Origin of the sequence: Arthrobacter luteolus NBRC 107841, from assembly GCF_001552075.1 — a bacterium.
Classification (GTDB): Bacteria; Actinomycetota; Actinomycetes; order Actinomycetales; family Micrococcaceae; genus Arthrobacter_B; species Arthrobacter_B luteolus.
Window position 1 is genome coordinate 81,581 of the sequence record NZ_BCQM01000004.1, and the last position, 25,165, is coordinate 106,745.

The 25,165-nt window shown below is 67.1% G+C and carries 24 protein-coding genes; 8 read left to right on the plus strand and 16 right to left on the minus strand.

Annotated features, from left to right (window positions below; all coding sequences use genetic code 11):
- Positions 1-31: 31 nt before the first annotated feature.
- Positions 32-1,009: a LysR family transcriptional regulator gene (locus AL3_RS09055; protein ID WP_066299673.1), complete on the plus strand. Its 978-nt coding sequence runs from the start codon at positions 32-34 to the stop codon at positions 1,007-1,009.
- A 23-nt stretch (positions 1,010-1,032) separates the two neighbouring features.
- Here AL3_RS09055 and AL3_RS09060 read toward each other — a convergent pair whose 3' ends face one another.
- The 7 genes from AL3_RS09060 to AL3_RS09090 form a co-directional block, all read right to left on the minus strand.
- A complete protein-coding gene (locus AL3_RS09060; RefSeq protein WP_066299677.1) occupies positions 1,033-2,634 on the minus strand; it encodes an N-acyl-D-amino-acid deacylase family protein in 1,602 nt (533 codons plus the stop codon).
- Complete coding sequence (locus tag AL3_RS09065) at positions 2,634-3,401, minus strand: amino acid ABC transporter ATP-binding protein (protein WP_066299680.1); 768 nt, start codon at positions 3,399-3,401, stop codon at positions 2,634-2,636. Before AL3_RS09065 ends, AL3_RS09060 begins: the two co-directional genes overlap by 1 nt.
- Positions 3,394-4,344 (minus strand): amino acid ABC transporter permease, encoded by a 951-nt coding sequence (locus tag AL3_RS09070; protein ID WP_066299682.1) that lies wholly within the window; start codon positions 4,342-4,344, stop codon positions 3,394-3,396. The genes AL3_RS09065 and AL3_RS09070 overlap by 8 nt, the downstream gene beginning before the upstream one ends.
- A complete protein-coding gene (locus AL3_RS09075) occupies positions 4,331-5,236 on the minus strand; it encodes an ABC transporter substrate-binding protein (RefSeq protein ID WP_083521612.1) in 906 nt (301 codons plus the stop codon). The genes AL3_RS09070 and AL3_RS09075 overlap by 14 nt, the downstream gene beginning before the upstream one ends.
- 173 nt (positions 5,237-5,409) lie before the next feature.
- The gene (locus tag AL3_RS09080) at positions 5,410-6,285 is read right to left on the minus strand and encodes a LysR family transcriptional regulator (RefSeq protein WP_151724092.1); all 876 of its coding nucleotides are present in this window, start codon (positions 6,283-6,285) and stop codon (positions 5,410-5,412) included.
- Positions 6,286-6,401: 116 nt separating this feature from the next.
- Entirely contained in the window at positions 6,402-7,448 is a 1,047-nt protein-coding gene (locus tag AL3_RS09085; protein WP_246168728.1) for a quercetin 2,3-dioxygenase, read from the minus strand.
- On the minus strand, positions 7,429-8,439 hold the full coding sequence (locus AL3_RS09090) for an alpha/beta hydrolase (protein WP_066299688.1): 1,011 nt from the start codon (positions 8,437-8,439) through the stop codon (positions 7,429-7,431). Before AL3_RS09090 ends, AL3_RS09085 begins: the two co-directional genes overlap by 20 nt.
- A 141-nt stretch (positions 8,440-8,580) precedes the next feature.
- Between AL3_RS09090 and AL3_RS09095 the strand changes: the two genes are divergently transcribed.
- The 4 genes from AL3_RS09095 (at position 8,581) to AL3_RS09110 (ending at position 12,425) form a co-directional block, all read left to right on the plus strand.
- Positions 8,581-9,021 (plus strand): helix-turn-helix transcriptional regulator, encoded by a 441-nt coding sequence (locus AL3_RS09095; RefSeq protein WP_066299691.1) that lies wholly within the window; start codon positions 8,581-8,583, stop codon positions 9,019-9,021.
- Between the two features lie 14 nt (positions 9,022-9,035).
- Positions 9,036-9,443 carry a VOC family protein gene (locus tag AL3_RS09100; RefSeq protein ID WP_066299692.1) on the plus strand — a complete coding sequence of 136 codons (408 nt, stop codon included), beginning with the start codon at positions 9,036-9,038 and terminating at the stop codon, positions 9,441-9,443.
- Positions 9,444-9,490: 47 nt separating this feature from the next.
- The gene (locus AL3_RS09105) at positions 9,491-10,096 is read left to right on the plus strand and encodes a class I SAM-dependent methyltransferase (RefSeq protein WP_066299693.1); all 606 of its coding nucleotides are present in this window, start codon (positions 9,491-9,493) and stop codon (positions 10,094-10,096) included.
- Between the two features lie 301 nt (positions 10,097-10,397).
- Positions 10,398-12,425, plus strand: a complete 2,028-nt coding sequence (locus AL3_RS09110) for a sialidase family protein (protein ID WP_066299696.1) — start codon at positions 10,398-10,400, stop codon at positions 12,423-12,425.
- Positions 12,426-12,528: 103 nt separating this feature from the next.
- Here the strand turns inward: AL3_RS09110 and tatA are convergent, their stop codons facing one another.
- The 9 genes from tatA to AL3_RS09155 all read right to left on the minus strand — a co-directional run bounded on the left by tatA (position 12,529) and on the right by AL3_RS09155 (position 21,990).
- On the minus strand, positions 12,529-12,801 hold the full coding sequence (gene tatA, locus AL3_RS09115; RefSeq protein WP_066299699.1) for a Sec-independent protein translocase subunit TatA: 273 nt from the start codon (positions 12,799-12,801) through the stop codon (positions 12,529-12,531).
- Positions 12,798-13,811 (minus strand): alpha/beta hydrolase, encoded by a 1,014-nt coding sequence (locus AL3_RS09120; RefSeq protein WP_066299703.1) that lies wholly within the window; start codon positions 13,809-13,811, stop codon positions 12,798-12,800. The genes tatA and AL3_RS09120 overlap by 4 nt, the downstream gene beginning before the upstream one ends.
- Positions 13,808-14,482 (minus strand): N-acetylmannosamine-6-phosphate 2-epimerase, encoded by a 675-nt coding sequence (locus AL3_RS09125; protein WP_066299706.1) that lies wholly within the window; start codon positions 14,480-14,482, stop codon positions 13,808-13,810. The genes AL3_RS09120 and AL3_RS09125 overlap by 4 nt, the downstream gene beginning before the upstream one ends.
- Positions 14,475-15,446 (minus strand): ROK family protein, encoded by a 972-nt coding sequence (locus tag AL3_RS09130; RefSeq protein ID WP_066299708.1) that lies wholly within the window; start codon positions 15,444-15,446, stop codon positions 14,475-14,477. Before AL3_RS09130 ends, AL3_RS09125 begins: the two co-directional genes overlap by 8 nt.
- Positions 15,447-15,451: 5 nt before the next feature.
- Positions 15,452-16,384, minus strand: a complete 933-nt coding sequence (locus AL3_RS09135) for a dihydrodipicolinate synthase family protein (protein ID WP_066299712.1) — start codon at positions 16,382-16,384, stop codon at positions 15,452-15,454.
- A gap of 27 nt (positions 16,385-16,411) precedes the next feature.
- Positions 16,412-17,224 (minus strand): ATP-binding cassette domain-containing protein, encoded by an 813-nt coding sequence (locus AL3_RS09140; protein ID WP_066299715.1) that lies wholly within the window; start codon positions 17,222-17,224, stop codon positions 16,412-16,414.
- Positions 17,221-19,347: a dipeptide/oligopeptide/nickel ABC transporter permease/ATP-binding protein gene (locus AL3_RS09145; protein WP_066299718.1), complete on the minus strand. Its 2,127-nt coding sequence runs from the start codon at positions 19,345-19,347 to the stop codon at positions 17,221-17,223. Before AL3_RS09145 ends, AL3_RS09140 begins: the two co-directional genes overlap by 4 nt.
- 2 nt (positions 19,348-19,349) lie before the next feature.
- Positions 19,350-20,309: an ABC transporter permease gene (locus AL3_RS09150; RefSeq protein ID WP_066299721.1), complete on the minus strand. Its 960-nt coding sequence runs from the start codon at positions 20,307-20,309 to the stop codon at positions 19,350-19,352.
- Between the two features lie 70 nt (positions 20,310-20,379).
- On the minus strand, positions 20,380-21,990 hold the full coding sequence (locus tag AL3_RS09155) for an ABC transporter substrate-binding protein (RefSeq protein ID WP_066299722.1): 1,611 nt from the start codon (positions 21,988-21,990) through the stop codon (positions 20,380-20,382).
- A 205-nt stretch (positions 21,991-22,195) separates the two neighbouring features.
- Between AL3_RS09155 and AL3_RS09160 the strand changes: the two genes are divergently transcribed.
- From AL3_RS09160 to AL3_RS09170, 3 genes are all read left to right on the plus strand, one after another.
- A complete protein-coding gene (locus tag AL3_RS09160; protein WP_066299724.1) occupies positions 22,196-22,933 on the plus strand; it encodes a FadR/GntR family transcriptional regulator in 738 nt (245 codons plus the stop codon).
- Positions 22,930-23,673 (plus strand): glucosamine-6-phosphate deaminase, encoded by a 744-nt coding sequence (locus AL3_RS09165; protein WP_246168729.1) that lies wholly within the window; start codon positions 22,930-22,932, stop codon positions 23,671-23,673. The genes AL3_RS09160 and AL3_RS09165 overlap by 4 nt, the downstream gene beginning before the upstream one ends.
- Positions 23,674-23,740: 67 nt before the next feature.
- Positions 23,741-25,120: an N-acetylglucosamine-6-phosphate deacetylase gene (locus AL3_RS09170; RefSeq protein WP_083521613.1), complete on the plus strand. Its 1,380-nt coding sequence runs from the start codon at positions 23,741-23,743 to the stop codon at positions 25,118-25,120.
- Positions 25,121-25,165 lie beyond the last annotated feature (45 nt).

The window sequence follows — 25,165 nt, forward strand, 5'->3', positions numbered from 1 at the left end:
TGCTCTCATATGGCCGGGACAAGGCGGAATAATGGCGGGCATGCTGTCCTTCGCCCGCTTGGTAGCCCTGCTCGAAGTCTCCCGGACGGGCAGCATCTCCGCTGCCGCCAAAAAGCTGCAGCTGACGCCCTCCGCGGTGTCGCACCAGATCTCGACGCTTGAGCGGGAGCTGGAGACCCGGCTCATCGAGCGGGGCCCCCGGGGTGTGTGGCTCACCGCCGCGGGCAGCCGGCTGGCGGAGCACAGCGAGTCCGTCGCGGAGCTGATGCAGCGGGCGGAGCAGGAAATCCGGGAGCTCGGCGGGGGTGAGCGCGGCCGCCTGAGCCTGGGGTTCTTCGCCTCGGCCGGACTTGAACTGGTGCCCACTGCCCTGTCCGCGTTTATGGCCGGTCGTCCCCACGTTGAACTGAACCTCATTCCCGGCCAGCCCCATGAGCTGGTCCCGCGGCTGCTCAGCACGGAACTCGACGTCGCCGTCGTTTTCGACTATTCGGCGGGACCGCCCAAGACCAGCCCGGGCAGGACGCCGAAGGTCACCTATGAACCGCTGCTGGTGGATCCGCATTTCATTGCCGTCCCGCCGGGTTACCGGCCCCGGGCCCGGGGACTGATCAGCATCGCGGACCTCTCCGGCGAGCAGTGGATCGCCACCGAGGGAATGGATAACGAGGTGGCCCTCGTGGACCGGATCTGCGCCGCAGCCGGTTACACCCCCAACGTGCGCTGCCGGACGGACCACTACGACGTCACCCTGGGCATGGTCTCGGCAGGCATCGGTTTTGCCCTGGTGCCCGCGCTCAGCCTGGGACCGGTCGCGGAACGCAGCCGGGTGCCGCTGCGCACACTGTCCACCCCGCATCCATCGGCACGGCACATCCGGGCCGCCACCCGGGCGGACAATCCCAATCCGCTGGTGCCCGCCTTTATGGAGCACCTCCGGGACACCGCGCAGCGGCTGGACGCGGAGATGCGGCAGCTTGCGGCGGCCGTCGACGCCGCCTCCTCCTGACACGGTTTCCCGGTTCTGCACCGCTAAGCCCGGCGCCGCACGGTGACGCCCGGAGCTGCGCCGGTCAGCTGCTGGCCGCGGAGCACCTCCTGCCCGGCGACGAAGACGTGCTCGATGCCCAGCGGCAGCTGCAGCGGGTCGGTGAACGTTGCCTGGTCCGCTACGGCCGCCGGATCAAAAACGACGACGTCGGCCACGGCTCCGGGGGCAAGCAGGCCCCTGCCGGCCAGCCCGAACCGCTCGGCCGGCAGTGCTGTCATCCGCCGGACGGCATCCTCGAGGCAGAGCAGGCCGAGTTCTCGCACATACCGGCCCAGGATCCGCGCGAAGGTACCGGCCCAGCGGGGGTGCGGTTTGCCGTCCCGCGGCACACCGTCCGAGCCGATCATGGTGCCGGGGTGGGCCAGCACGCGCTGCATGTCCGCCTCATCCATGGAGTGGGAAATGATGGTGACGGCTCCGGATTCGGCCAGCAGCAGGTCCGCCACGAAGTCCACCGGGTCCTGCCCGGCCTGCGCCGCGAGCTTGGCGATGCTCTGCCCTTCGGCTGCCGGATGCCGCGGTGCGCCGGCAACGTCGATGCGGTCCCAGCCGCCGTTGCCGATGGTGTTCTCCCAGCCGGGTTCACCGTGTTCGATGGAGGCCCGCATCCGCTCCCGCTGCACCGGTTCTGCCAGCCGGGCCAGCAGGGCCTGGAACCCGCCGGCTGACGCCCAGGGCGGCAGCATCGCGTGCAGGGAGGTGCTGCCCGCCACGTAGGGATACACGTCGCAGGTGACGTCCAGGCCTTCCGCCCGTGCGGCGTCCATCATGGCCAGCGTCGCTGCGGACTTTCCGACGGCGTACTTGCCGGCGGTTTTGTGGTGCGAAACGTGCAGGGCCGTGCCGGACTGCCGGGCGATTTCCAGCGCTTCGTCCAGGGCTGCTTCCACACCGCTCATCTCGTCCCGCAGATGCGTCACGTAGGGCGCCCGGTGCCTGGCTGATATCCGGCCCAGGGCGATGAGCTCCGCGGTGTCAGCGTAGGTTCCCGGCGGGTAGATCAGCCCGGAGGACCATCCCGCTGCCCCGGCGGCCAGGGCCTCATCGAGCAGCGTGCACAGCCGGCCGGTTTCCTCCGGCGCTGCGCTGCGCTGCGCGAAGCCCATAACCGCCGCGCGGAGGGTCGAATGCCCCAGCAGCGACGCGATGTTGTTGACGCGTTCGGCACTGTTGTGACGCTCGGCGAAGCCGTCCATGCCGGGAACCGGATCGCCGGCCGGGCCGAGCAGTGCGGTGCAGAAGTCCCGCAGGCCCGCGGCATGCGCGCCGTCCTGCGCGGCGGGGAACAGGGAGTAGCCGCAGTTGCCGGCAATTTCCGTGGTGACGCCCTGCCGTGCCGCGGCCCAGGCCAGGTCCGGGGGAGTGGGATGGGGATCCAGGGCGGTCGCATCGGAGTGGGTATGCACGTCGATGAATCCCGGGCTGACCACCAGGCCGGTCACGTCGAGAACGGCCGCGTCCTGCGGATTCACGGTTCCCGGCGGCACCACGCGCCCGTGGGACAGGGCGACGTCGGCAGGCACGGCAGGGGCCCCGCTGCCGTCGACCACCAGTCCACCGCGCAGCAGGTAAACGCCCGGCACTAGCGGACCCTGGCCAGGAAGTCGGCGGTGCGCTGGTGCTGCGGATCGGACAGGACCTGTTCGGCGCTGCCGGACTCCACAACGACGCCGTCCGCCATAAAGATCACCCGGTCGGCAACCGTCCGGGCGAAGGACATCTCGTGCGTGACCACCACCATCGTCATCCCGGAGTCCGCCAGGTCCTGCATCACTGCCAGCACTTCGCCCACCAGCTCCGGGTCCAGCGCCGAGGTTGGTTCATCGAAGAGCATCAGCTGGGGTTCCATTGCCAGCGCCCGGGCGATGGCCACGCGCTGCTGCTGGCCGCCGGAGAGCTGGGCCGGATGGAAATGCATCCGATCCCCGAGCCCCACGCTGGTCAGCAGATCCTCGGCGCGGGCCACCGCCGCCGCACGCGGTTCACCCTTGATCTTCCAGGGGCCTTCCACCACATTCTCCAGCGCCGTCATGTGCGGAAAGAGGTTGAAGCGCTGGAAGACCATGCCGATGCCCTGGCGTTGGCGCCGCAGGTCGTCATACCGGCGTTCCAGGAGTGTTCCGTCAGGCTGCTCCACGAACCCCAGCAGCTCTCCGTTGATCCACACCCGGCCGGAATCGATGGTTTCCAGACGGTTGAGGCAGCGCAGCAGGGTGGTCTTGCCCGAGCCCGACGGGCCGATGATGCAGACAACCTCCCCGGCGGAGATGGAGAGGTCGATTCCCTTGAGGATGTTGTTCTCCCCGAAGCTCTTCCGGACGGAGCGGGCATGGACAATCAGGTCATTCATGGCGCCCTGGCTTTCTAAGGGATGACGGGGAGAGATTTGCCAGTACTTTGCTCCGCACGGGAGTTCTGCCGTCAAAGCCTTTGGAGTACTTCTTCTCCAGGAAGTGCTGGCCGACGGTGGCCACCGTGGTCAGGACCAGATACCAGATGGACGCGACAATCAGCATCGAGATCACCTCGAAATTGCCCAGATAGATCCGCTGCACCACCGTCATCAGGTCGGAGCCGGCGATGATCGAAACCAGCGAGGAGGTTTTGAGCATTGAAATGAACTGGTTGCCGGTGGGCGGCAGGATGATGCGCATGGCCTGGGGCAGGATGATCCGGCTCATGATGCGGCCCCGGGACATACCCATGGCCTCGGCAGCTTCACGCTGCCCGCTGTCCACCGAGAGGATGCCGGCCCGGATGATCTGGGACATGTAGGCCCCCTCGTTGATCGCCAGGCCCAGCAGTCCGGCCACGAAGGGCGTGATGATGGACGCCTCCACACCGAAGAGCTTGGGCCCGCCGAACGGGATGCCGAACTCCAGCCGGGGGAAGATCACGCCGAGGTTGAACCAGAAAAGCAGCTGTACCAGCAGGGGCGTGCCGCGGAAGAACCAGGAGAAGGCACCGGCGACGAGCCGCAGCACCGGGTTTTTGGACAACTGCATAACCGCAGCCACCAGGCCGATGACGATCCCGATGACCATGGAGATGGTGCTCAGGGCGATGGTCACCCACAGGCCCTCCAGGACCGGCCCGGCGGTGAGGGAGCCGGCCACCACGTCCCAGTGGATATTCGGAGTCACCACCAGGACGTAGAGGACCCACAGCCCGAAAACCGCGGCGGCCGCCCCGCCGATCCAGCGCCCCCACGCGGGAGCACGCCGGGCATTGAGCGGAAGCTCCGCGGCGTCCGTGCGCGCTGAATCCGAGGTGTCGGTATTACTGGCCGGCATTGATTTCAGCGGTCTCGACGGCGGCACTGGACACTCCGTACTTCTCCAGCAGGGCCTGGTACCGGCCGTCGTCGATCAGTTCCTGCAGGGCGGCCTTCACCGCGTTGGTCAGCTCCCGGTCGGCTTTGTCCACGGCGATGCCCCAGGGGCCTGCCTCGTACTGCTCTTCCAGCACCTCGTACTTGCCGGACTTGGCCGCCAGCTCGGCGGCGACCGGGTAGTCGACCACGGTGGCGATGGCCCGGCCGGTGTCCAGCTGCAGCAGCCCGGTGGGAGCGTCCTCCGACTCCGAAATGGTCATCGGAGTGCTGCACTCGGTCTCCGAGTAGTCCTGCAGGATGGCGAGGTTCGAAGATCCCTTGGCTCCGACCACATTCGTTCCGCACAGGTCGGCGATGCCGGTGATGCCTTCCGGGTTGCCCTTGTTGACCATGATGGCGCCGCCGGCAACGAAGTAGTCGACAAAGTCGACTGCCTGCCGGCGTTCCTCGGTGTCGCTCATGGAGGAGATAGCCAGGTCCCACTGGTTGGACTGCAGGCCGGGAATCAGCCCGGGAAAGGAGGCATTGGTGATCTCGAACTTCAGCCCCAGCTGCCCGGCAATCAGCTCTGCCAGTTCCGGATCCACACCGATCAGTTCGGTGGTGCCGTCCTTGTACATCTCCATCGGGGGATACCCCTCGGCGGTCGCGGCCTTCAGGACTCCCTTCTCGCGGAGGTCCGCCGGAACCAGGCTCTCGGCTGCTGCGCCTGCGTCCACGGAGGCGGAAGCCGAGCTGCCGCCGTCGGCTGCCGGGGCCGCGGACCTGCCGCATCCGGTTGCCGTGACCAGCAGAGCGATCATGCCGATGCTGGCTGCTGCCCGTCCGAATCCTCTGGATTTCGCCTTCATGACTCTGCCTGCTTTCCTAGGTCTTCCTGTCCGGCCCGGCCCAATGCAGCGCGGTGCGTTGCAAGGATGCTTCCAGCCAAACCGGTGGACCACAATAATTTTCATGAATTAGATGCCTGGCATCGATTTATGTCATATCGGAGGACAGATCATTCAGGCCGCGGACCGCAGGTTCAGGAATTTGCCAGCGCTGTTGCCAGACCAATGAATTGATCCAGCGCCGGTGAGGTCTTGCCTGACCGGAGGAACAGTGTGGTGGTGGCCGGCGGCGCGTCTTCGATCGGGATAAAGCGAAGTCCCGGGCGGTCATACGTGTCTGCTGCGGCACTTCCGGCGATATTGACGCCCAGGCCGGCGCTGCACAGTTCCAGGACCTCTTCGAAGTTTCGTGCAGCGGCCAGCATCCGCGGTGCACCGCCGACGGCGTCCAGTGCGCCGAACCAGCGGGTGGATGCTTCCGCGTCCCGGACGGTAATAAAGGTTTCCTCAGTCAGATCGGCCAGCTTCACGGTTTCCCTGCCGGCCAGCGGGTGCTGTTCGGAGGCTACGAGCACGCAGGGCTCCTGCCAGAGCGGGACAGACCGAAAATGGGGAGGCAGTTCGAGGCCGAGATCGATGATGAAAGCACAATCCACCTCGTTCTTTTCCAGCGCATCAAAACAATGCAGGAATCCCAGCTGCCGGATGTCCCACTGCACCCGGGGCATGTGCTGAGCCGCCGCGGACATGATGGTGCGGAAGCCCGTGCTGGAGACCATAAGGCCCACCCGGAGGTGGGCTTCTTCTGCTGCCTTCTCACCCCATTCCAGGACTTTGTCCATGGCTGCGGCCGCTTCCTGCGCCAGGGGAAGCAGCCGCTGACCGTAGTCGGTTAGCTCCACAGTGCGTGAGGAGCGGTGGAACAGCGGGTGGTTCAACCGGCCCTCCAGGTTTGAGATCTGCTCGCTGAGCGCCGACGGGCTCAGATGCAGCTGCGAGGCCGCCCGGCCAAAGTGCAGTTCCCGGGCCACGGCTAAGAAACACCGGAGGTGATGAATGGTGAGGTCCATAGTGCTGCTCGTCTGTTTGGTGTGGTCCTGCCACAAGTGGCGGGTTTGGACCTATCCTGCCAGCAGGGCCCGGGGCGGCACGGCAGGCATCACAGCAGCGTGGACCAGCCAGACCGCTACAGTCCGGCAGCCCGGACACGTTCCGGCGGACCGCCCACGACCACCAGGTCCAGATCCGGGGTGCTCTGGATCCCGCGCATAACCACGGACGGGTCGATCAAGCCTTCGGTGTGCACGAACTCATCAGTGGGTACACCCGTGACATCGAAGAACGGCTCGAAAACGTCCGACGTGAGCAGTCCGAGCATCTGGGTGTTGTGGGCAGCGATCGCAAAGCTGTGCACCGTTCCGGCAGGAGCATGCAGGAAGTCCCCAGCCGTGAGGAGAAGCTCCTGGCCGTTGACCCAAAGCCAGATGCGTCCGGTGAGGCAGAGGAAATTTTCGGTGTGCTGCTGGTGGAAGTGCCGGATGATGTAGGGCTGCGGGGCGGCTAGGGTGTTGACCGCGAAATACCGGCCACCCGTGGTGCGGCCCCGGGCCGCGTAGGCGTTAAGGGAGTCGGGCCACCCGCGCCGGTCACCTCCGCGGGAGCGGACGAAGTACCCCTCCTCCGCTGCTGGAAGGGTTTCGTCCCAGATCTCCTGTGCGGCGGCGCGCGGCAGATCATGCAGTTGGGCGGTGCCGGGCAGATACAGTTCGCCTGTTCCTTCCGTGGAATAGACGTGGCGGTCCACGGTCCGGCGCGTTCCGGTGAGCGCGTCAAGCGCCCCGGAGGGGGCGGAGAAGAACAGGAGTCTGGTCATGTGGGACAGCATCCGGTAGGCCACCGGAGCCCCTTCGGGGACGTGGATGGAGTCCCCCGGCACCAGGATCCGGGATTGCCCCGAGAGCCAGAACTGTACGCTTCCCTCGACAACGAAATAGGAGCGCTGATGTGACGGAAGGCTGTGGAAGGGCGACTCCGCCCCGCGCGGACCGAGGATGTAGGCGGCATCGAACAGCCCGCCGGTGTCGGTTCCTCTGGCAATGACTGTCCATAGCTGGCCATCGCATTCGTAACGCAGCCCCTCGCCCGAAGCGAGGTAGTAGGGGACGGGCTCACCGGGCAGGGCATTCACAACGGGCGCGAGCCCCTGCATGGTCTCAAGATTGGTACTGGTCAAGGGGTTTTCCTTCCGTAGATTCTGCTGTTTCAGCGAAGAGATGGCGGCGGAAGAAAACCTCGATGTCTTCGAAGCCGAACACCGTCTCCTTCAGGTCAGGTTGAGCCGAGGTGCGGCGCAGGGAGGGGGTTGGTTCCTCGGCCAACAGCCGCCCGTCGTCCATGACCCCGCTGAGCTGCACGTCCAGCAAGCCGGGCGGATTGAGGAATCCGTGCCGGTAGCCATCGAGAAGGTGAAGCTCGCTGGAAGCGCCGGCTGCGGTGAGGGCCTCATGCAGCAGCTCACTCTGCCGGTGGGAAACCAGGACGTCACCGGTGCCGTGGGAGATCTGGAACGGAGGAGCGGCCGCACTGATCCAGCTGAGCGGGCTGGCATACCGTGCGAGGTCCGGTAGTCCGGCCGGGTGGCCTCCCAGAAGCCGGGCCTCGGGCGACGATGCTCCGTTCATTCTCGGGATAGCGGCCTCAGCTTCGGCGACCACGGCGGCCAGGTCAACCGGACCGTAGGATTCAGCCACAGCCTGCACGGAGGCATCAGCCTCGCCCTCTGGTACAGGTTCGCCGGGGAGCTGGGCAAGGTGACCGGTGAGTCCGGCCAGAGCAGCTAAGTGTCCGCCCGCCGAGGCACCCCACACCCCGACTGCGCGCGGATCCAGGCCGAACCGTTCAGCACCGGCACGCAGGAAGCGGATGGCCTCGCGCACATCGAAAAGCTGGGCGGGGAAGAGTGCTTGCCCGGACAACCGGTATTCGATGCTGGCCACGGCGCACCCGGTGGCTGCGGCATGCCGGGCCAGGTCCGGTGCCAAGGCACGGTCGCCGGTGAACCAGCCGCCGCCGTGCAGCCAGAGCACCACGGGTACAGGGCCCTCAGCCCGCGGCGGATGGTAGAGGTCCAGTAACAGGTCACCGGAAGGCCGGGAGGCAAAGACGATGTCCGCCTCTACGCGGGCTCCTCCGTCATTGGAGGTCTCTGGAGCGGACAGGTTCATAAGTCCATCCTGTGGGGAGGGGACGGCGGAGGCCAGCGGGTTCTTCCGCAGACCCGTTCGGTGGTTCCGAACGATGAGCGGACGGTCAGTGCCTGCCGTACCCCCTACCGCTGTCCCCTCCCGCGGGCCTAAAGTAGCCGCATGCCCACCCGTGCACCCCATGAACAGCGCCTGCGCGATCTCGTGGTGCTGCGGAGGGTCAGGGATCGGATCGACCGGGAATACGCGCAGCCGCTGAATGTGGAGGCGCTCGCACGCGACGCACACCTTTCCCCCGGGCACCTCAGCCGGGAGTTCAAGCGGGCCTTCGGCGAAGCACCGTATTCCTACCTGATGACCCGGCGGATCGAACGGGCCATGGCACTGCTCCGCCGCGGCGACCTCTCCGTCACCGAGGTGTGCTTCGCCGTCGGCTGTTCCTCCCTGGGCACGTTCAGCACCCGGTTCACCGAACTGGTGGGTGTGCCGCCGAGTATCTACCGGCGCGAGCACGCTGAGTCGGTGAACGGGATTCCCGCCTGCATGGCCAAGAGGGTCCTCAAACCGGTCAGGAATCGAGAAGCGCAGCCCGCAGCCCGGTAACTATCGTTACCGGCATGAACCTCAACATACACAACAGTTTCCTGCCCCAGACCGACCCCGATGAGTCCCTGGCCTTCTACCGCGACGCCCTGGGCTTCGAAGTACGGAATGACGTCGGCTATGAGGGAATGCGGTGGATCACCGTAGGCCCCGCCGACCAGCCGGAAGTCTCCGTGGTCCTCTACCCGCCGGCGGCGGATCCCGGCATCACGGAGGAGGAGAACCGGATGATCGCCGAGATGATGGCGAAGGGAACCTTCGCCACGATCGTCCTGGCCTCGCCCGATGTTGACGCTGCCTTCGACAGGGTGCAGGCCGCCGGCGCCGAAGTCATCCAGGAACCGACCGACCAGCCCTACGGCATCCGCGACTGCGCATTCCGCGATCCGGCCGGCAACCAGATCCGCATCAACGGGGTCTAGGCCTGGCCCCAGGACTTCTATCACTGCTGGACGCGTAGGCTTGAGGGGTGCGCAAAGAAACCCTGTGGGAAGCCAAAAAACGCCAGAACCCGGAGCATTCAGCCTGGTACATCGAACGCTTCGAGAAGATGCGGGAGCAGGGCGCCGACCTGGCCGGTGAAGCCCGGCTGATCGATGCCATGCTGCCGCGCGGAGCCCGGATTCTCGACGCCGGCAGCGGCCCGGGCCGGGTGGGTGGGGAGCTCGCCCGCCGCGGACACGACGTCGTCGGTGTGGACGTTGACCCGGACCTGATCGCAGCCGCGAAGAAGGACTTCCCGGACGTCCCCTGGTTCACCATGGATTTGGCCGAACTGGACCTGCCCGCTGCCGGGATCGACGAGCCGTTCGACCTGATCGTCAGCGCCGGCAATGTGATGACCTTCCTCGCGCCGGGAACCGCCCCCGAGGTCCTGGCACGCATGCGCGGGCACCTCGCCCCCAACGGGCGCATCGTGGTGGGCTTCGGAGCCGGCCGCGGTTATGACTTCGGGACGTTCTTCGAGGACGCCTCGGCGGCCGGGCTGGTTCTGCAGCAGAAGTTCTCCACCTGGGACCTGCGCCCGTTCGACGTCGAATCGGACTTCCTGGTCGCGGTGCTGGGACGCCGCTAGAAACACCGGCCGTTCGGGGCCGGGGAGCCAGCGGGAGCCGGGGAGTCCGCGGAGGCGTCCCGGCCCGCCCAGGCCACTTCGATCGGCAGTCAGAACAACTTTCGGTTTACCGACCCCAAAAACCACGGACTCCATTGCTCCTAGTGAGACGCATCACTACGGTTGTAGGATGTCCAACGTTGGATTTCGTCAGGCTGTGCGGCACTGCAGCTTTGACTGTCCGGGGAGGGCTGGCTCTGCCGCCGGTTTGGCGGCAGAAGCCCCAAGCCGGTATCCGTGCCGGCCCACTGAAAGGACCGGAATGTCCCGAACATATCGCCGAAGGCCCTTCAAACGCCTGAGCGCTGCTGCCCTGGCCGGCGTTGTAGCCCTCTCCGGAATGCTGGTGGCGGCAGTCCCCGCCGCGGCGGCTCCCACCGATCCGCCGGGGACGTTCAGCGAGCAGAACCTTGGCTCAACTGTGGTCAGTCCATTTGCCGCCTACCGCATCCCCGCGCTCAGCTACCTCGGCGACGGCGTGGTGGTCGCAGCCTGGGACGGACGGCCCACCAACGCCGCGGACTCACCTAACCCCAACTCGATCGTGATGCGCCGCAGCACCGACGGCGGCGCCACCTGGGACACCCAGCGGACCATCCTGGCGGGCTTCGCGGACGCGGCCAACAACGGCGCGGGCAAGTACGGCTACAGCGATCCCAGCTTCGTTTACGACGCCGAGACCGGAAAGCTGTTCCTGTTCTCGGTTTATTCCAAGAACACCGGATTCGGCAGCGGTTCGTTCGGCAACGATGACGCCAACCGCAACGTTCTCAGCGCCCAGGTCACCGAGTCCAGCGACGGCGGCCTCACCTGGGGGAAGCCCCGGCTGATCACCAACGTGGTCAAGCCCGGCGCCAGCACCACCAACCCGCAGCCCGGGGACGTGCGCGCCATGTTCGCCAGCTCCGGCGAAGGGATCCAGCTGCGCTACGGTGCCAACGCCGGCCGGCTGGTCCAGCAGTTTGCCGGTGACATCCGGCAGGCTGACGGCACCAACGCGATCCAGGCCTACAGCGTGTACTCGGATGATCACGGTGCCACCTGGGTCAAGGGTGCCAACGTGGGCACCCGGATGGATGAAAACAAGACCGTGGAGCTGTCCGACGGCCGGGTCATGCTTAACTCCCGCTCCAACAACGCCGCGGACAATGCCCGCAAGGTGGCCATCTCCACCGACGGCGGCGCCACCTATGGGCCCGTCACCCTGGACACGGCCCTGACCGATCCCGCGAACAACGCGGCTATTGCCCGGCTCTTCCCGGATGCTCCCGCCGGCAGCGAGGACGCGAAGAAGCTGATCTTCACCAATGCCGACCATCCGGACAACCGGCAGAATGTTTCCGCCCGGGTCTCCTGCGACGACGGCGCCACCTGGGGAGTTCCCCGCACCATCCGCTCCGGATTCTCCGCCTATTCCACCGTGACCCGGCTGGAAAGCGGGCAGGTCGGTGTGCTCTATGAATCGAACTACAGCAACGGGATTGTTTTCGCCAAGTTCAGCGACAGCTGGCTCAACAGCTGCACCCCGGCCCCGGCGCCCAGCACCACCACCATCGCCGGGGTGGAGATCTCCGGGACCCGCATCGATACCTCCCGCGACCTCGCGGCCAACCCGTACACCGCGGGCCAGTCAGTCAGCTACAGCTTTACCGTGACCAACAAAAACACCGGCACCGTCGCCGTCGCCCCCACCGCAGGCAACTTCGCGCCGCTGACCGCTCCGGGCGCGGGCAACTGCCGCTACCTCTCGCTGGCTGCGGGGGCGTCCTACACCTGCAGCACACCGGCCCATACGGTGACGGCGGAAGAAGCCGCCGATGGCTACTTTGTGCCGGATACCACCTGGTCCGTTTCCGGTGCAGCCACCGGCACCGACAAGGTGCTCGGCTACCCGGTTGCGCTCAAGTCCGGAATCCAGGCTCCGACGGCGGCGGTCACCGGGGTAACCGTCACCGGCAGCCGCACGGATACCGGGCGGAATGTCGCTGCCAACCCCTACACCGCGGGTGAAGCGGTTCCGTACCGGTTCGCGGTCAGTAACACCGGGACTGCGACGGCGTCCGTAACCCCCACGGCCGGCAACTTCAGTCCGTTCCTGCCGCCGGGCGCGGGCAACTGCCGGTATCTGGGCCTGGGAGCCGGTGCCAGCTACACCTGTTCCACCCCGCAGCACACGGTGACCGCCGCGGATGTAACGCGCGGCTATTTTGTCCCGGACACCACCTGGAGCGTTGCCGGTGCGGGCAACGCAGCAGGGCGGCTTCTGGGTGAGCCGGTGCGGCTGAAGTAGAGCGCTCTGGCTGAACCCAAAGAAACAGAAAAAGACTCCGGGGCTGCCGGTCACCAGTGGTGACCGGCAGCCCCGGAGTTTTTGTTGCTGGGTTTGCCGGGGGCTAAGCCCTGGGGTGCGGCACTCCGGCGGGCGGCACCGGAGCGCTGGCCTGGGGTGTGCCGGCCGCAGGAACCACCGGCGGAATGACGGCGCCGGTCACGGGGTCCGTGGCTGGTGCCGACGGGCCGTCCTCGTCCTTCAGCTGCCGCACCTCGGACTTGAAGATCCGCAGGGACTGGCCGACGCTGCGCGCCAGGCCGGGGAGCTTCGGTGCACCAAAAAGCAGGATCGCCAGAACGACGATGATGACAATGTGCCAGCCTTCGAGCCTCATAACAGTGAACCTTCCGCGGGGGTATTGGGGGTGGGGGTGGAAATCGTTGGGGAATCCGGCTTTGGCAGCGCAGCGGGCAAAGCCGCACCGTGCAGTGCCCGGACCAGCGCCTGGTCCCGGTCCCGCAGGCTCTGGCGGCCCACGGAGGATTCAGGGCAGTTCAGTTCAAAGCCGTGATACACGCCCGGATAAACGTGCAGCTCGGCCGCAACGCCGGCCTGGAGCAGCCGCAGCGCAAAGCTGATGTCCTCGTCCCGGAACAGATCCAGCTCTCCGGTCTGGATCAGGGTGGGCGGCAGTCCGGACAGGTCCTGTGCCAGTGCCGGCGCAGCGTACGGCGAGGCACTCCCGGCACCGGCACCCAGATAGCAGTTCCAGGCGAACTGGCTGTGGCCCCGGTTCCAGGTGGGAATCCCGGTGAACTCGCGGGCTGAGCCGGAGCTGTGTGTGGGGTCGAGCATGGGGTACATCAGATACAGGTACGCGGGGGAGGGACCCTGCTGGTCCCGGTTCAGCAGCGCCAGCCCTGCCGCCAGGCCGCCGCCGGCACTGGAACCGGCCAGGGCTACGCGCTGCGGATCCACGCGGAGCTCCTCTGCGGAGGCGAACAGCCACTGCAGTCCCGCCAGCGCGTCCTCCAGGGCGGCCGGATACGGATGCTCCGGTGCCAGCCGGTAGTCCACTGCCACCACTACGGTGTCCGTCCGGGAGCACAGGGCAGAGCAGTACGCCGTATCCAGCTCCACACTGCCGGCAATCATTCCGCCGCCGTGGAGCCAGTACACCGCCGGGTGCGGTCCCGGGCCAGGCGGAGTGAAAACCCGCAGGGCAAGGCCGTCCGCCGAGATGTCCCGGACCTCCACGCCCGCAGCGGCCACCGCAGCTGACGGCGCGGCGGCCCGGGCGCGGAACTCCGCCAGCTCACCGGGCGTCACCGGCGGCGGAAACGCCTCCGAATACGCCAGGCCCGGCAGCAGCTCCGGGTCCACCCGGTCCCGAAAAGAGATCACGGCACCAGGGCGTCCGCGAACCAGCTGGTGATGGTGGCCGGATGGGTGATGGCGGTGCCCACGACGACGGCGAACGCGCCCGCCTGCAGCGCGGCCGCACCCTGGGCCGGGGTGTGGATCCGGCCCTCGGCAATAACGGGCAGGCCCAGATCCAGTGCCGTGAGCTCCTGCAGGAGTTCCAGGTCCGGTCCGGAGGTTTTCTCCCGCTCACCGGTATATCCGGCGAGGGTGGTGCCGATAATGTCAGCGCCTGCCTCGGCGGCTGCCACGGCGTCGGCCGCTGACCCGCAGTCGGCCATCACCAGGGCGGGGGAGTGCTCGTGGACACCGGCGATGGTCTGCGCCAGGGACAGTCCGTCCGGACGTCCGCGGCGGGTCCCGTCCAGCGCCACGATGTGCGCGCCGGCGCTCGCACAGGCCAGGGCGTGGTGCAGCGTGGGAGTGATGAAAACGCCGTCGTGCCCGTCTTTCCAGAGTCCGATCACAGGAACTTCGACGGCGGAGCGCACCGCCTGGATGTCACTGATGCCCTGCACCCGCACGGCCGCGGCACCGCCGGTGACCGCGGACTGTGCCACCTGGGCCATGGTGCGCGGATCACGCATTGGCTCGCCGGGGTAGGCCTGGCAGGACACGATCAGGGAGGAGCGGAGGGCTTCGAGCTTAAACATGGGTGCCTTCGGTAACAGGGAAGAGAATCAGGGCCCGGCGGGCGGCACCGCGGATCGCTGCCGTCTCGCCCAGCTGTGCGGGAACTATCCGCAGGTTCGCCAGCGGGGGGAGCAGTTCCCGGCGGGCTTCGGTTTCCATCCGGTCCCACCAGAGCGGGCCCGCGAAGGCCAGTCCGCCGCCAACCACAACGACGGCGGGATCGAGGATGTTGGCCAGCCCGCCGATCGCGGATCCGGCAGCAGCCGCACCGCGGCGCAGGGCCTCGGAAGCGGTTGGATCGCCGTCGGCCGCGAGACGGTAGACAGCGCGGGTGTCCTCCGCCCCTCCGTCCTCTGCAGCGCGTCCGCCCAGGCGCCGGTAGAGCGCGTGGATTCCCGGCCCGGAGGCCACGGCTTCCACATGCCCGGCACCGGCACAGCTGCAGGGCAGCGGCTGGCCCGCCTCATAGGCGAACGGGGACGCAAAGTGGCCCACATGCCCGGCCGTGAAACTGGCGCCTTCGATGCATTCGCCGTGCAGTACATAGCCGCCGCCCACGCCGGTGCCCATCCCGATGAACAGGACGCTGGGCACCCCGGCCCCGGCACCGAGCCAGCTCTCGCCGAGCGCATGGGCGTGGACGTCGTTCAGGGCGGTGGCGGGCAGGCCGGTCAGCGCGGAGAGTTCAGCCGTCAGCGCTGTTCCGGCCCACCCGAGGATGGCGTCGGTGGCGGATACCACCACGCCGCGCCCGGAGTCGATCACACCGGCCGAGCCGATGCCCAGCGCGTCGACGTCCAGGCCGCGCCGGGCCGCCTCGCGCTGGAGGGACCGGACCAGGACGGCGGTATTCTCCAGCACCGCTGCAGCGCCGGACTGCGCGGGGGTGGCGGCGGTGGAGGAGAACACAACGTTCCCTCCGCCGTCGACAATTCCGCCCGCGGTCTTGGTGCCGCCCAGATCGATCCCGATGACGTGGCGCATGGAACTTAGAGGAGCCCGTTGTGCTCGAGGACCGTGCGGATCACGGCGGTCTCAGCTTCATTGAGTGCCGTCATCGGAGCCGACATAACGTTGGTTTCGATGACGCCCAGCAGCACCAGCGCGGTCTTGAAGGCGCCCAGTCCTGCGGCACCGGGGGAGACGCGGCCGGGGGTGGGCGCGTAGACAATGTTGAACAGGTTGGCCAGGCGGTCCTGGATCCGGGCTGCTTCGGCGTAGTTGCCTGCCTGGGACGCGGCATAGAGTGCCGCGTAGCCGGCCGGATCCACGTTGCCCAGGCCGGGCACCACGCCGTGGGCGCCGCCCAGCAGGGCGCCGTCCACCACTACCTCGTGACCGGTGAACACGGCGAAGTCCGGCAGGTCCTTGGTGGCCAGCAGCAGCTGGCGGAAGGAAACGTCGTCGCCGGAGGAGTCCTTGACACCGGCCAGGACGCCGTCCTGGGCCAGCTGGACCAGCACGGGCAGCGGCAGCTTGAAGTGGGTGCGGACCGGAACGTCGTAGGCGAACAGGGGCACATCGAGGGCCGCGTGCAGGGAGCGGAAGTGGGTTTCGGTTTCGGCGGCATCAGAGATGGCGTAGAACTGCGAGGTCGCCACGATGGCGTCGGCGCCCAGGTCGATCAGGCGGCGGCCCTCCTCGATGACACGCGGGGTGGTCTGCTCGCAGGCCCCGGCGATCAGGGGCACAGCGCCGGCGTTAACGCCGGCGACGGTGCGCATGATGACGTCCCGCTCGTCATTGGTGAGGTAGGGAACCTCGCCGGAAGAACCCAGGACGAACAGTCCGGAAACGCCGCCTTCGAGCAGGTGTTTGGTCAGCTTTTCCAGCGACGCCGTATCAACGGCCCCGTCTGCGGTGCGGGGTGTGACAACCGGCGGGACTACGCCGTGGAAGCGGGATGTGGGTGTGTGTGACAAGTGGTTCTCCAGTGCTTGGTTCTAGTTCTAGACGTGCAAAAGGCTGGGCGCTGCTCCGAGCAGGCTCTTGGTGTAATCATTGGTGGGCCGGTCGAAGACCTCGCGGGCGGGGCCTTCCTCGACGATCCGCCCGAAATACATCACGCAGATCCGGTCCGAGACATAGCGGACGGTCTGGATATCGTGCGAAATAAAGACCATGCCGAGGTTCAGTTCCCGCTTCAGGTCGGAGAGCAGGTTCAGGACCTGCGCCCGCACCGAAACATCCAGGGCCGACGTCGGTTCGTCCGCCACGATCACCGACGGATCCAGGCACAGCGCCCGGGCGATGGCGACGCGCTGGCGCTGCCCGCCGGAGACCTGGTGCGGGGTTACCTCGGCGGCGGACTGCGGCAGCCCCACCAGGCTCAGGAGTTCCCGGACCTTGGCCAGCCGGGTCTGCTGGTTGCCGATGCCGTGTACCTGGAGCGGGTCGGTCAGGATGTCCTGGATGGTCATGCGCGGGTTCAGGGCGGTGGCCGGATCCTGGAACACCACGCCGACGGCGCGGCCGAAGGTCTTCTTCGAGGAGGAGGCCCGGGTGCTGACCTTGGTTCCCTGGAAGAGGACTTCCCCTGCCGTGGGCTCCTGCAGCCCCACCAGGACGGAAGCCAGCGTGGACTTGCCGCAGCCGGATTCGCCGACGATGCCCACGGTTTCACCGCGACGCACCGTGAAGTCCACGCCGTCCACGGCCTTGACGATGTTGGGCCGGAACAGGGACCCGGTGCGGGCCCGGTGATGGACCTTGATGCCCTTCAGTTCCAGGACGGGGCTGTTGCTGCTGTCCGTGCTGCTCATGCTTCCTGCCTTGCGCTTGTGCCGGTTTCCACGAGGTCCTGGCGGTTGGACGTCTCATGGCTGGCCCAGTAGTGGTTGGTTTCGCCCACCTGGACAAATTCCAGGACCTGGTTCGGATCGGCGTCGGGCCGCAGCGACCGTTCGGCGAAGCGGTCGCCCGGGGCGAAGTCCCGCGGGGAGGGGACGGTGCCCTGGATCTGGTGCAGGCGTTCTGCGCCGGCCTCGATGGACAGCACCGCTCCCAGCAGGCCGCGGGTGTATTCGTGCCGGGGGTCGCCCAGCAGGTCCGGAACGTCTCCGGACTCCACTACCTGTCCGGCGTACATCACCGTGACCCGGTGGGCCAGCGAGGCCACCAGGGCCAGGTCGTGGCTGACGAAGACCATTGCGAAGCCGAGCTGCTCGCGCAGTTCGTTGAGCAGGTCCACCACCTGCTTCTGCACGGTGACGTCCAGTGCGGTGGTCGGTTCGTCGGCGACCACGATCTTCGGGGAACGGGAGAGTGCCATGGCGATCAGCACGCGCTGGCGCTGGCCGCCGGAGAGCTCATGCGGGTAGCTCTTCAGCGTGCGGTCCGGATCCAGCTTCACCAGCTCGAGCAGTTCGCGGGGGCTCTTGCGGCCGCCCCGCCGGGTGAGCTGCTGCATCTGGTCCTTGATGAGCATGGACGGGTTCAGGGAGCTCAGCGCGTCCTGGTAGACCATGGCGATCTGCTCGCCGCGCAGCCCCTTGTAGAGCTGGTCGCGTTCCTTCGGATCATTGGTAAGCAGTTCCTTGCCGTTGAACCGGATGGACCCGGTCAGCTGCGCGGTGCGGGGGAGCAGGCCCATGATCGCCAGGGAGGTGATGGACTTGCCGCAGCCGGATTCGCCGACCAGGCCCATGGTCTCGCCCTCGCGGACGGTGAAGCTGACCCGGTCCACGATGGCGGTGTCGCCGTAGCGCTCCGGGAAGCGGATGGAGAGGTCCTTTACTTCCAGGATCACCGGGGCGTCCGCTGCCACGGCGGGCAGCCGGTCGGTGCGGGTCGCCTCGACGGCGGCGAGCATCTCCAGCTCGGCGGCAAGGGCTTCCAGCGAGCCAGGTTTGTGAACATTGGCTCCCGTGGAGGTGGCGGCTTCCTCTGCGGGAGGCCGGCCGCTGCCGGATTCCGTCAGGGAGGTGCCCGCTGCATCCAGGGCGGACGGCTGGGCGGCGGTGGCAACGGCGTCGACGGCGGCAGGTGCCTGCGTACCCTTCCGCGGCTTGCGGATCCGCGGGTTGACCATGGCATCGGTCAGGCCCTCGGCGAGGATGTTCAGCGCCAGCACGGTCAGCAGGATGGTGATGCCGCCGAACGTGGTCGGCCACCAGGAACCGCTGAAGACCACGTTGCGGCCGTCTGCCATCACGTTGCCCCAGGACGCGGCGGGCTGCTGCACACCGGCGCCCAGGAAGGACAGGGACGCTTCGAGGATGATCGCGTCGGCGACCATCACGGTGGCGAACACCAGCACGGGTGCGGCGCAGTTACGGGCAATGTGCTTGAGCAGGATGTAGGTGCGGCTGGCGCCGATCACGCGTTCGGCCCGGACATAGTCCTCGCCGTACTGGGCCAGCACATTGGCCCGGACCACGCGGGCGAGCTGCGGGGTGTAGACAATGGCGATCGCGAGGATGATCACCGGAACGGTGGAACCGAAGAGGTTCAGTGAGTGGTCGCGCAGGGCGAACAGCAGGGCGGCGGCCAGTGCGATGCCGGGGAAGGCCATCATGATGTCGAGGATACGCATCACGGTCTCGCTGACGGCCTTGCGCGACGTGGCTGCGACGGCACCGAGGATGGAGCCCAGGATCAGTGCCAGTGCGACGGCGCCGAGGCCGATCGCGATGGACACCCGTGCTCCGTAGAGCATGCGGGAGAACACGTCGTAGCTGGAACCGTCCGTGCCGAAAATGTGTTCGCCGCCGGGCGGCAGCACGGGTGCACTGGATTCGTTTTCTTCGAACGGGGCGAAGAGCGGCCCGAAGATCGCGACCAGGACGATGAAGGTCAGGAATCCGAGGGCGAGTTTGGAGCTGAGGTTCAGAGCGGTGAAGCGGGCTCCGGTGTTGCTGAGCCGTTCGGCCAGTGAGTTGCGCATGGTTACACCGTCCGGATTCGGGGGTTGATGAGCAGGTAGAGAAGGTCCACCACGATGTTGACCAGGACAAAGGCGACGGCGATGGTGAGCACCGCGCCCTGGACCAGGTTGGTGTCCGACGTCGTCAGGCCCACCACAATCAGGTCGCCCATGCCGTTGAGGCTGAAGATTTTCTCGATGACGACGGCACCGCCGAGCAGGTAGCCGACGCGCAGGCCCAGTACGGTGACCGGGGTGACGAGGGCATTGCGCAGGACGTTGCGGGCCACCACTGTGCGGTAGGGGACACCGTTGCCGATCGCGGTGCGGACGTAGTCGCGGTCCAGCTCCTCCACCATGGAGGTGCGCACCACGCGGATGAGCGAGGCCGAGACGGGAATGCCCAGGGCCAGCGCCGGCAGCGTCATGGAGTAGAGCCACCCCACGAATCCGTACTGCTCTGCCCAGGCCAGCCCGCCGGTGGGGAAGATGGATCCCTCGGGAAGGGCGAACCACTGGATCAGCAGGATCGCCAGCCAGAAGGACGGGGTGGCGATAGCTGCGATGGAGAAGATGCGGATGGCCTGGTCCGGCCAGCGGTCCCGGTACAGGGCGGCGGTGATGCCGAGCGTGAGGGCCAGGACGATGGCCAGCAGGATGCCCAGGAAGGTCAGCTGCAGGGTGACCGGGAAGGCCGCGGCGATCTTGGTGGCCACGGATTCTTCGGGCGGGTTGGTGACGCCGAAATCCAGCCGGATAACGCCGCCCAGGTAGCGCAGGAACTGGACAACCAGCGGAGCGTTGAGGCCGCGTTCTTCACGCCAGGCCTCCTTGGCTTCCTCGCTGGCGTTTTCACCCAGGACGGCGGTGGCGCGGTCTGCTGGGACCACGGACAGCACGATGAACACCATGACCGTCACGCCCAGCAGCATGATCGGCAGGGCAGCAAGCCGGCGCCCAAGCAGGCGGATAAACATTGTCACTCAATAACTCCAATGCGCAGGAAAAATCCGGCGGGACGCCGCAGGTGGGCGCCCCGCCGGGGATGTGCCGTTACTTGCGGCCGACTCCAATGAAGGAGACGCCGGTCGTGGGCAGCGGCTGGAAGCCGTCCAGTGCGTTGCTGTCCCAGGCGGTGGGCAGCTTGCGGTGGAACAGCGGGTACAGCGGGACTTCCTCGGAAACAATGTCCACCACGTCGCCGTGGATGGCCTTGGCCTTGTCGGCGTCGAGCTTCACGGCCTCGTCCAGCTTGGTCTGCACGGACGCGTACTCCGGGGTGGTGTTCCACCCGGCGCGGTTTTCCATCCAGGTGGCGCCGCGGTAGAACCAGCTGAGCAGGATGTCGCCGTCGTTGCCGAAGACCGAGGGATCACCCGGTGCGCACAGCACGTCGAAGTTCTTTCCGCCCACCTTTTCCGGTGCGTAAACCGCAGCGGACTGGAGGATTTCCAGGGTGGTGGTGACGCCGATGGCGTCCCAGTACTCCTTGATCAGCGGCACTACGCGGGTCACCCAGCCGGTGTCCGTGGAGGTCAGGGTGATGGTGATGTTCTCCATCCCGGCCTCCTTGAGCAGCGACTTCGCCTTCTCGGCGTCGTAGCCGTAGGAGCCGGCGGCCTTGGTGTAGGAAGGGTGTCCCTCCTGGAAGTAGGACGTCGCCGCGGTGGCGTTGCCGAGCAGGGCCTTGGTGATCACCGCGTCCGTGTCGATGGCGTAGTGCAGTGCCTGGCGGACGCGCTTGTCGGCGAACTTCTGGCAGTTGAACATCAGGAAGAGCAGGCCGAAGGACTGCACGGACTCCACATCAACCTTGCTGGCGAGCTGGTCCACGTCCAGGTAGGGGACGTCCTCGATCGCCTGGGTCCGGGACGGAACGGCGGCCACGCGTGCGGCGGGATCAGCCAGCAGCAGCCAGGTCATGTCTGCGACGCGGGCCGGGTATTTGCCGTTGTAGTCATCGAACTTCTTGAAGACGATCCGGTCTTCCTTGACTGCGGAAACCAGGCTGTACGGTCCGGAGCCGACCGGCTTGAGGTCGAAGCCCGCGGGATCTGCGGTCACAACGGCCTTCGGCACGATCTTGATGACGGAAATACGGGGGCTGAAGCCCGGGAACGGGTACTTGAGCTTGAACTGGACGGTGGAGTCGTCCTTAGCCGTCACGGTGTCGATGAAGGGGATAAACCCTGCAAACAGGGACTTGTTCGCCGGATCGAGGACCCGCTCATAGGAGAACACAACGTCCTCGGTGGTCACCGGGTCGCCGTTGTGGAACTTCGCGCCGCTGCGGAGCTTCACCTCGTAGGTGGTGTCGTCGACCTTGACGGGCTCTGCGGCGGCCAGGGCCAGGTAGGGCTCGCGGGTTGCGGGGTGAAGTTCGGTCAGGCCCTCAAACACATGCAGGTTTGCGGCCTGGGGTGTTGCTCCCGTGGAGAGCATCGGGTCAAACCCGGTTGAGAGCTGGTAGGAAATGCCGGCCTCGATCGATCCCGTGCCTTCTGCGGCGGCAGCACTGCCGCCCGTGGCCGGGCTTCCTCCGGGGCTGCAGGCCGAAATGGAGCCTGCAAAAGCTGCGGCGGCACCCATGACGCCCGCCAGCTTGAGGAAGTTGCGGCGGCTTGAGTCGTTCAGCAGCGCGCTGGTTTCAAAAGAATTGCTCATCTGTTGCCTCGCCATCCATGTCACTTATCGGACGTAGGATGTCCGATGCTTGTTCAGAACTGTAAGGTTCCTCACAACAGCACGTCAAGCGAATCACAATTAAGAATAAGCAACCCTGTCGTAAAGATAGGACATCCTATAACCTGTTGAGCATGCGGGTACCGTTACGCCGCGTGCCCACCTTTTCGTTGTCCCAGGAGGACCTATGAGTCTGCCCTACGCCTCACCGCCGGCGGCCCGGTTCAGCGCCCAAAACCGCTCGCGGGCGCTGCAGGCCGACATTATGGAGCTGATTCTCGAGCGTGACCTGAAGGCCGGCGACGCCCTTCCCACCGAGGCAGAGCTCGTTGCCGCGCTCGGGATCGGCCGGAACACGCTGCGCGAGGCCCTCAAGGTTCTTCAGGCGCTGGGTGTTGTGGAAATCCGGCACGGCTACGGCATGTTTGTGGCCCCGGCGAATTTCGATGCCCTGGCGGACGGCCTGACCTTCCGCGGCAGGCTCTCCCTGCGTCATGAAGGCAAAGAGGCGCTGCAGCTGGTGGATGTCCGGCAGGCGCTGGAGGCCGGGCTCATTGGTGAGGCCATGGACCTGTGGACGCCGGAGCACCTGGCCGAGATCGAGAAGACGGTCGGCGCCATGGAAGCCGCGGCAGCCAGCGGCAGGACTTTCACCGAGGTGGACGAAAAGTTCCACTACCAGCTCTTTGAACCCCTCGGTAATGAGCTGCTCTCCAATCTGATGTCCGTTTTCTGGAAGGTCTACCGCCAGATCCACCAGGAGCTGGGCGGGGATCCGCTGGTCAACCTCGTGGAAAACGCTGCCGTTCACCGCGGCATTGTTGAGGCCGTCAAGGCCGGAGACAAGGAACTGGCGTCGGAGCGGCTGCGGCGGCACTTCGACGGAATCCGGGCCCAGCTGGCGAAGCTGCGTGATGCCCCGTGAACACCGGAATGCTGCGCGGCACCGCCGCTGTCCAGGTGAGGTGCCTGGAACCTGAGGATCTCGGTCCGGCGGCCGCTGATTGTGTCTTTGAAGCGCTTGCGTCGCGGCCGGAACCGGTGATCGGAGTTGCCACCGGCTCCTCGCCGTCGCCGCTGTACGCGGCGCTGGCCGCGAACCCCCGGGACTTCGGGGGCGTCACCTGGTTTGCGCTCGACGAGTATGTGGGGCTGCCTCCGGGCCATCCCGAAAGTTATGTCGAGGTGCTGCGCCGCGAAATCGTAGAACCGCTGGGGCTGGATCCGCGGACCGTCCACGTGCCCAATCCGCACACCGGAGACCACCAGGCCGCCTGTGCCCGGTACGAACAGCAGATTGCGGCAGCCGGCGGGATCGACCTGCAGATCCTGGGCATCGGACGCAACGGGCACCTGGCCTTCAACGAACCCGGCGGAGAGCTGGATTCCCGCACCCGGCTGGAAACCCTCACCGAGGACACCCGCAGCGCCAACCAGCGGTTCTTCGACTCTCCCGAAGACGTTCCGACACACTGCCTCACCCAGGGGCTGGGCACCATCCTGGCGGCCCGGCACCTGCTGCTCATCGCCCAGGGCGCCGGCAAGGCGGAGGCGCTCCGTGCGGCGTTGAAGGGACCGGTTAGCCGGGACTGCCCGGCATCGGTCCTGCAGCTGCACGGCCGGGTCACTGTCCTGGCCGACGCCGCTGCGGCGTCGCTGCTCTGACCGGCCACCCGTCCTTTCCTAGCCACCCGTCCTTCCCGAGTCGCCTCCGCATCGAAAGGCCAACCGCATGACCGCCAACCAGGCGAAGCCTCCGTTTACCCCGGCGCAGCATTCCACGACTACCCCGGCGCAGCATTCCACGACGCCGGCACCCGGCCGTACTTCCGTGCAGACCGGGTCCGCATCCGGTGACCGCACCCGCACTGTGCTGCGTGGACGTGTGCTGCGTGGAACTGCGCTGGGCGGAACTGAGTTGAGGGAGGACGCGCTCACCGGGGCCCAGATCCTGGTGGATGCCGCAGTTGTGGTGGACGGCGAGGAGCTCAGCTACGTGGGACCCGGCAGCGGCTTGGTGCCGCGCCCGGGCGACGTCGTCGTCGAGCTGGCGGCCGGCGAGGTGCTGGTTCCCGGACTGGTTGATCTGCACTGCCACGGCGGCTACGGCGTCGACTTTTCCGGTGCGGACGCGCAGGAAGCGCGCCGGGCCGTTGAGGCGCTGCATTCCACCGGGGCCACCACCGTCATGGCCAGCCTGGTGACGTCTGCTCCGGCGACGCTGCTGCGGCAGCTTGCCCTGCTTGCGGATCTGGCGGAGGAGGGCCTGATCGCCGGCCTGCACCTGGAAGGCCCGTTCCTCGCGGAGGCGCGCTGCGGTGCCCAGGATCCACAGTGGCTTCGCGCTCCGGACCTCGGGCTGGCCCGGGAATTCATCAGTGCCGCCCGCGGCCAGCTCCGCACCATGACCTACGCGCCGGAACTGCCCGGAGCCGCTGCCCTGGTGGAGCTCCTGGCGGAGAACGGAGTGGTGCCGTCGCTCGGCCACACCGCCTGCTCACCGGAGGAAGCCGCGCAGTCCCTGGCACTGGCCCGGCAGCACCTCACGGCATCCGGTGTTCCCCAGGAGGCCGCCCGGCCCACGGTCACCCACCTGTTCAACGGGATGGACCCCATCCACCACCGGGCCCCCGGGGCCTTGTCCGCCTGCCTGCGCGCAGCGAAGGCAGGCGGCGCGGCGGTAGAGCTCATCACTGACAACACCCATCTGGATCCCTACCTCGTGGCCACCATGTTTGAGCTGCTGGGCGCGGAGAACATTGCCCTGGTCACCGATTCCATGTCGGCGGCCGGCCTGGCCGACGGACAGTACCAGCTAGGGCCCTCCGAAGTGACAGTGCGGGAGGGTGTTGCCCGGCTCGCCTCAACCGGCTCCATTGCCGGCGGAACGGCCACCATGCTGGACCTGGTCCGCAATTCCGTCAGGGCCGGAGCCAGCCTCAACGATGCGGTCACCTCGGCTGCAGCCGTGCCGGCCGGGGTTCTGGGCCGCGGGCAGGAGATTGGCGTTCTTGCCGCCGGCGCCGCCGCCGACCTTCTGGTGCTGGGGCCGGCGCTTGAGCTGGCCCGGGTGATGCGCCGGGGCCAGTGGCTTGCCCCGCAGCCGGCCTGACGGACGTCCGGGCCCAGGGGGTCAACGCGGCCCGTTCCGGTCGGT

Excerpts from the sequence above, each read along its gene's own strand:
- AL3_RS09055 (WP_066299673.1), top strand. The coding sequence starts at position 32 with ATGGCGGGCATGCTGTCCTTCGCCCGCTTGGTAGCCCTGCTCGAAGTC.
- AL3_RS09065 (WP_066299680.1), bottom strand. The coding sequence starts at position 3,401 with ATGAATGACCTGATTGTCCATGCCCGCTCCGTCCGGAAGAGCTTCGGG.
- AL3_RS09070 (WP_066299682.1), bottom strand. The coding sequence starts at position 4,344 with ATGCCGGCCAGTAATACCGACACCTCGGATTCAGCGCGCACGGACGCC.
- AL3_RS09075 (WP_083521612.1), bottom strand. The coding sequence starts at position 5,236 with ATGAAGGCGAAATCCAGAGGATTCGGACGGGCAGCAGCCAGCATCGGC.
- AL3_RS09080 (WP_151724092.1), bottom strand. The coding sequence starts at position 6,285 with ATGGACCTCACCATTCATCACCTCCGGTGTTTCTTAGCCGTGGCCCGG.
- AL3_RS09090 (WP_066299688.1), bottom strand. The coding sequence starts at position 8,439 with ATGAACCTGTCCGCTCCAGAGACCTCCAATGACGGAGGAGCCCGCGTA.
- AL3_RS09095 (WP_066299691.1), top strand. The coding sequence starts at position 8,581 with ATGCCCACCCGTGCACCCCATGAACAGCGCCTGCGCGATCTCGTGGTG.
- AL3_RS09100 (WP_066299692.1), top strand. The coding sequence starts at position 9,036 with ATGAACCTCAACATACACAACAGTTTCCTGCCCCAGACCGACCCCGAT.
- AL3_RS09110 (WP_066299696.1), top strand. The coding sequence starts at position 10,398 with ATGTCCCGAACATATCGCCGAAGGCCCTTCAAACGCCTGAGCGCTGCT.
- tatA (WP_066299699.1), bottom strand. The coding sequence starts at position 12,801 with ATGAGGCTCGAAGGCTGGCACATTGTCATCATCGTCGTTCTGGCGATC.
- AL3_RS09125 (WP_066299706.1), bottom strand. The coding sequence starts at position 14,482 with ATGTTTAAGCTCGAAGCCCTCCGCTCCTCCCTGATCGTGTCCTGCCAG.
- AL3_RS09130 (WP_066299708.1), bottom strand. The coding sequence starts at position 15,446 with ATGCGCCACGTCATCGGGATCGATCTGGGCGGCACCAAGACCGCGGGC.
- AL3_RS09140 (WP_066299715.1), bottom strand. The coding sequence starts at position 17,224 with ATGAGCAGCACGGACAGCAGCAACAGCCCCGTCCTGGAACTGAAGGGC.
- AL3_RS09145 (WP_066299718.1), bottom strand. The coding sequence starts at position 19,347 with ATGCGCAACTCACTGGCCGAACGGCTCAGCAACACCGGAGCCCGCTTC.
- AL3_RS09155 (WP_066299722.1), bottom strand. The coding sequence starts at position 21,990 with ATGAGCAATTCTTTTGAAACCAGCGCGCTGCTGAACGACTCAAGCCGC.
- AL3_RS09160 (WP_066299724.1), top strand. The coding sequence starts at position 22,196 with ATGAGTCTGCCCTACGCCTCACCGCCGGCGGCCCGGTTCAGCGCCCAA.
- AL3_RS09170 (WP_083521613.1), top strand. The coding sequence starts at position 23,741 with ATGACCGCCAACCAGGCGAAGCCTCCGTTTACCCCGGCGCAGCATTCC.